Here is a 5,699-nt window from a genome sequence, read left to right as displayed (position 1 = left end):
TATCCTACTAAGTATTTGAAAGATGTGAACATATTACATCTCTTTAACCAACATTCTATCCAAGCACCTCTGGCCCTAACTTCAATCTCTCGTAGATTAATCTCATACAGCAGTTGCATCCTATACATAATGCAAACTGCATAACTACACATAGAGACAATAATCATATTTTCTCTCCATTCCTCTAAACTTATCAAACCAGGATCGTTTCTAAGTGTAATTAACAACGCTGAATTATAGTCTTCTTCAGTAACATATTCATATTTACGGGATGAACGATACCACATAACATATGTATCTAAAATAAACAATGTGGTAATAGTTATCTAACATCGCCTATCATATGACGTTATGGTTTTACTCTGTACCATGTATTGTCACGTTCAGCTGTTCTAACATTGATGTGGCACTCACACATATCATGTGAGATGGATTTCACTTGCACTTTGTTCTAACTACCCCACAGACACTCTCAAGTGCTGCTTTACCACAATCTTGGCCCACTGTGCAATGGACGAAGTAGAGATAAAGTCACAAGCGACAGCTCTACTTATATTGTTACTACTGTACCCATACACCCAATTACCAGTAAGTAAAGATACTTACCACCAATGCGTTCGCATCCGAATTCACTTTCGAGAGGTTTACTTTCTAAAACTTAATTCCTAATAAATGTATACATATCTGTTTCATAAAAAAAGAAACAGGTAACCAGTAAGTAATATACACTTAAATAAATATAACCAATAATTATATAAGTACATAAAGCTACGAATGTAATTATGTTACTAGTAATCGGGTCCTCTAGATTAAAAGCGGTCCTTTTTTTAGTACTTCAATCACAGCGGAGGTGTGCTATTAAAACACTCCCCAAACTTTGTTACACCTTGAATATATCGTAACTTTACAGTCGTGCAGTGATAGGATCTAAATACATCAAGTGACCGCAAATGAAGGTGACCTTTTGTTTCACATAATAATTAAAGATACAGAGTCATAAAGTGATACATCGGTTCTCTGAATGTACTCTAAATTATTCGTTAAAGAATGAAAGCTAATACTAGTATTTTTAAAATATGACTAACTACTCGAAATAAAAGAATGTCCAAATTTCTCAAACATAAATGACAGAGCTAATCACGTGAGATGTGAATATGGCCCGCACCGTATATCGGCTTTAACGTCCTTCGAAATCAGTAAGGAGTTACTCAGTCCTACCTACTTTACTAGTATTTTTCAGTAGTGTTTCACTCAAGACGTAAAAAGTGGAAGTATCTTTAGCGCCAAAGATATTCTGGGCACTTATGACCAGACCAATTGCTACTTAAACTTCGCAACTGCTTCTCGTATTATGCTATGTCATACCTTATGACCTCGGACATCTCACTATATCGATTAACTCAGCTTTCAGCTCTCGGACAATTAAAACTACTACAGGGAATATTTCAATTTTAATAACGAGTATCCCAACTTGAAAGTACGAGTGATCAGTGTCAACAAAGGCTAAAATGATAGTCAAGCGAAGGTTAAATTCGCCTGTAAGCCTGGTCTTATAAGCCCGCTGCCTTCTGTGGTACTGCTCGCGTATAGCTTTGATTAGAGGTTTTGGTTTCAGTCATACGACCTACTCACACTAACTCGTCGCAGTCTCACCGCTCACAGAACTCAAGGTTAACAGCTTCGTAAGATGCCAAAACAAAATAAATGCTATCTCTAAAATCTAATATCTAAAACATGCTCCCCATTACTTATACGCATTTGAAAACCTCCAGTTGAAGCAGTTAAAGAGCAATTATGTCTCCCATATTTGTAAAGCTGTATTGAACGACCTGTCTCAGCGACTAAACATCGCCAGCAGTAGTGTCCCCTTTGGATTTTACACTGCGCTAAAAGTATATTATAAAGAAATAGTTACCTCGTTGTTACTACTACTTTCTTTTTTAGATTTTTTATTGAAGAAAGAATATACTTTTTTTATTTATAATGAACATCCATTGAGAATAGTAACAGGAAATTTACTGCATACTGATTTGCATACTGCATAATAGGGTTACATAATAATAATTTTTTCAAAAAACAAGATTATACCTTAAAGTACAATAAAAATTACAGGACTAGTTTATTAAACTGTTGATTATATTATAATTGAGATAAGGACTACTGTAGTACTGTATTATTTGTGCTACTGTAATAATTTATTAATAACAAGCCCTTTTTCTCAAAAAATAATTTTTCTCATGCAAGAAATGCAAGAAACCAGTTTTTATAAAAAAAAATTTGTTGAAAACGCAATTTTTATATACGAAATTGCACGTTTGCTTTTCCATATCAGTTTTTCGAACTTACATAAACCAGTTTTTACAACAATGACTAATTATATTTTAAACATGATCAATTCGTTACCTGAACAATTAAAAGGTGACAAGCATTATCTGGAACTTATCGTAAAAAGTAATGTTACGTTATTTTACATATTATATTTTTCGTTGTTATAAAAACAATCTAACAATTTCAGATTTAAAAAATGACTCCTATATAAAAGCGAACAATATATTTGAAGGTTAGTTTTTTATATATTTATACACTTATGAAATTTGATAATTTAGACTATATTAACATTTGCCTCATTCAATTAAAATACAACGGTGTTCAATCGATTATAACGAATGGTCCAATTAAATATAAAGAAAAATTGATTATAACTAATGGTCCAATTATATATAAAGAAAAATCCAAACCTACAACAAAAAGTATTAAAGCAAAGAAGTTTAAGGGTTCAAAATGGAAATATTCTACAAAACCTAAAGAATTCTCAGAGTTTGACGACGAGGATATAATAATAACTAATAGAATATTATTCATTTATTTCACTTTCATTTCATTTTGCATTTTCATTAAAAAATATAGCATTAAATGTTTTACTTTCACATGTATGATCGTGTTTGTTGTATATAATTTACCATTGATATATCTTTTTTTGATTGAGTGCGCGTTTAGAATTAGCGCATGGCACAATTCTAATCCTTCATTTTATAATAACTACACAGACCTGATTATATTTATTTATTAATTCTTATCGAAAAAAAGACGTGCATAATAAAGAAGGTGAAGCCTGTTTTACCGAATTGGCTATGCACGATCCAATGTTTCATATATGTGTTTCGCAACGAGGCGCGTACTTGTACCAGGGGTTCGTTTGAATTGCTTTAACGCAAGAGAGTCTCGACTAATTAGCGAAAACTTAATTTATTACATTTACTTTTCGTTTAAACCTTTTACACATATTTATTTCTTAATAAAATAAAATTACTTTTAAAAAAAATTACAATTACGATTTAATAAAGTACCTCGCCTAACGAATTGCGTCTCATCGCTTTTTATACTTGATCTTAAATGTATTTGATACATTTTTAATTTCGTTTTTCATTTTATTACGATAGTTTTTATTAGCCCTCATTCGAGTTTCTTTAGATTATCAATAGGTTTATTATACTAGTTGAAGGGGATTAAATTTTAAATCGAATTTAAATTCCATAATGATTATACTGTAATGCACAATAAGAGATGGATTTAACACGACAGATTAAAAACCTGGACAATAAATACCTTCCATCCTTTATTTAAAAACGTGAATGTTTATGAATACATGTTTGCAAATAATTCTAATGGATTCATTTAAATAAATAGAACACACTTCGAAGTTACTTTCAGAATACATATCTTTTCAAGGTCATTTGCTAACACTGAGCATATAACGATGATAAAATAAACGTGAGCATTGTTTTTTTATAAAAATATATATATTTATATTTTCATTTGAAATTAATTGTAATAATATCAAAATTTGTCAACAATACTCTTTACATCAATTAATAACGAAGATAACCTATATATGATAAAATCGTTAGAACATTTGAAATTGATAGAAAATAATAGAATAAACACTTTTATACCTTTTCAAATTATCTTCTTTATTTGCAATTATTTGCTTAAGCTTTTCATTTTTGTCAATCTTTTCTTTAACCCCTTCTAATTCTAATTTGTATCCTAAATTTTGATTTATTAAAAGTTCAATTTCTGATTGCTGATTATTTAACAATTGTACAAGTTGACACTGATAATTATATTGATCTTTAAAATTTATGTATAAAGATTCCTGAGCTTGTATTCTATTGATTAAGATATCATTATTTGTTTTGAGCTGATTGTTTTCTTCTTCTAATTCATTGATCCTTTTAGTTTCACTAATGATTATTATTCGCAAACGGTTATTAATTTATTGTCAATATTATTCTTGAAATAACAATTACTTACTTCAACAACCTTTTGATAGCTAAAATAAATTTTATTAATAATTTTATTGTAACCTTTAAAATGACAACATATATTATATAACATACCAAGCTTCAACAGAGTATAATTAGAATATTTCGCGTCTTTGTCAAAAAAATCACGAAGTTTATTAAACAAATCTTTTTGATTATTGCCTATCCAATCCATTATTTATTTTCTGTTTTATTAGATGTAATTCGATTATGCTTTTAAACGTTTTTTTCCTCACAAATTTTAGTTAGATGATCAAAAAAACAAGAAAAAAAGCCACAAATATAAATGCAAATATATTATTCGTGATATTGCATAAAAGAAAAAATAATCACCAATTAAATTAATGCTCATGTGAAATAGAAATAAATCTATAATTTTAGAAATGGGTGATACCTTTGATTGTCTGGCCATTCTTATATGACTTGTCCGACGAGCAATATGGCTAATATCTGTTTGAATACTTCACCTATTTCGATGCATAAGTATAATAAGTTTATTTGACTTTACGTGGCTATAATAAAATTTTAAAACTAGATGTTGAATTTTAAGAATTTTGAGTTAATTGTAATTGATTAATATCTGTGATCATGATTATAAAAAGTGAATTTAAAAAAAGAAAAGAATACTGTATTTATATAAAATTGATTGTATTTCATACTTGAGTATAATTGGCGATAGGATTTAATTTGAAGGGACGAATTTTGAATTAACTGACTTTAATTCATTTCTCATTGCCTTTAACCAGTGCTATTAAATTTATAACTTTTTATTAAGATAGCAACTTCAATCAAATCTTTATAAACTCTGGTCCTGATGTCTTTCGTTAATATCACTATTCCAAATACTTTCAGGAGATTTAAATCCTGAAAATTTATCACTAGTATTAATTATTTGATTTAAGAAAGTTTAATCATTTGCAACGGTAATAAATTTATTTTCAATGTACAAAAGTAATTTTACTTATGATTTTTATTGAATTATGTATATAGATTAAAATTCGTAAAAAAAATTTTTGGTTTTATTTTATATTTCCAAGATTATATCTTCCTTGTTTTTTACGATTATTAATTTCTGTAGTCTTCAGTTTTTTACTAGATTTATTTTCAATATCAAGATTATTAATTTCTGTAGTCAGTTTATTCACGATTCTATCTTCCATAGCCGTCATTTCATCAAATTGGCGTTTATACTTTTTCTGTTCATTATCCCTAACTTTTTTAACAATTCTTTCTTCCATCCCATTCAATTGATTATTCATTGCATTCAATTGAGCATTAATACGTTCTTCGGCCTCTTCGTTATTAATAATTCTATCTTCTATCACATTTAATTGAGACTTCATGTCATTGAATTGATCATTAATACGTTCTTTG

Annotated in this window: 5 protein-coding genes; 2 read left to right on the top strand and 3 right to left on the bottom strand. The window is 28.7% G+C overall.

Going from position 1 to position 5,699, the window contains the following annotated elements; translation table 11 throughout:
• The first annotated feature begins 2,237 nt into the window (after nucleotides 1-2,237).
• Both DMG62_21870 and DMG62_21865 read left to right on the top strand, forming a co-directional pair.
• The gene (locus tag DMG62_21870) at nucleotides 2,238-2,495 is read left to right on the top strand and encodes a hypothetical protein (GenBank protein PYY20807.1); all 258 of its coding nucleotides are present in this window, start codon (nucleotides 2,238-2,240) and stop codon (nucleotides 2,493-2,495) included.
• Nucleotides 2,496-2,587: 92 nt separating this feature from the next.
• Complete coding sequence (locus tag DMG62_21865; protein PYY20806.1) at nucleotides 2,588-3,070, top strand: hypothetical protein; 483 nt, start codon at nucleotides 2,588-2,590, stop codon at nucleotides 3,068-3,070.
• Between the two features lie 834 nt (nucleotides 3,071-3,904).
• Here DMG62_21865 and DMG62_21860 read toward each other — a convergent pair.
• The 3 genes from DMG62_21860 to DMG62_21850 form a co-directional block, all read right to left on the bottom strand.
• On the bottom strand, nucleotides 3,905-4,264 hold the full coding sequence (locus DMG62_21860; protein PYY20805.1) for a hypothetical protein: 360 nt from the start codon (nucleotides 4,262-4,264) through the stop codon (nucleotides 3,905-3,907).
• Nucleotides 4,255-4,500 (bottom strand): hypothetical protein, encoded by a 246-nt coding sequence (locus DMG62_21855; GenBank protein ID PYY20804.1) that lies wholly within the window; start codon nucleotides 4,498-4,500, stop codon nucleotides 4,255-4,257. The genes DMG62_21860 and DMG62_21855 overlap by 10 nt, the downstream gene beginning before the upstream one ends.
• Before the next feature lie 844 nt (nucleotides 4,501-5,344).
• On the bottom strand, nucleotides 5,345-5,699 hold a 355-nt coding region (locus DMG62_21850; GenBank protein ID PYY20803.1), incomplete at its 5' end, for a hypothetical protein.

Source organism: Acidobacteriota bacterium, assembly GCA_003225175.1.
Lineage (GTDB): Bacteria > Acidobacteriota > Terriglobia > Terriglobales > Acidobacteriaceae > Gp1-AA112.
This window is presented reverse-complemented; position numbering and strand designations above follow the sequence as displayed.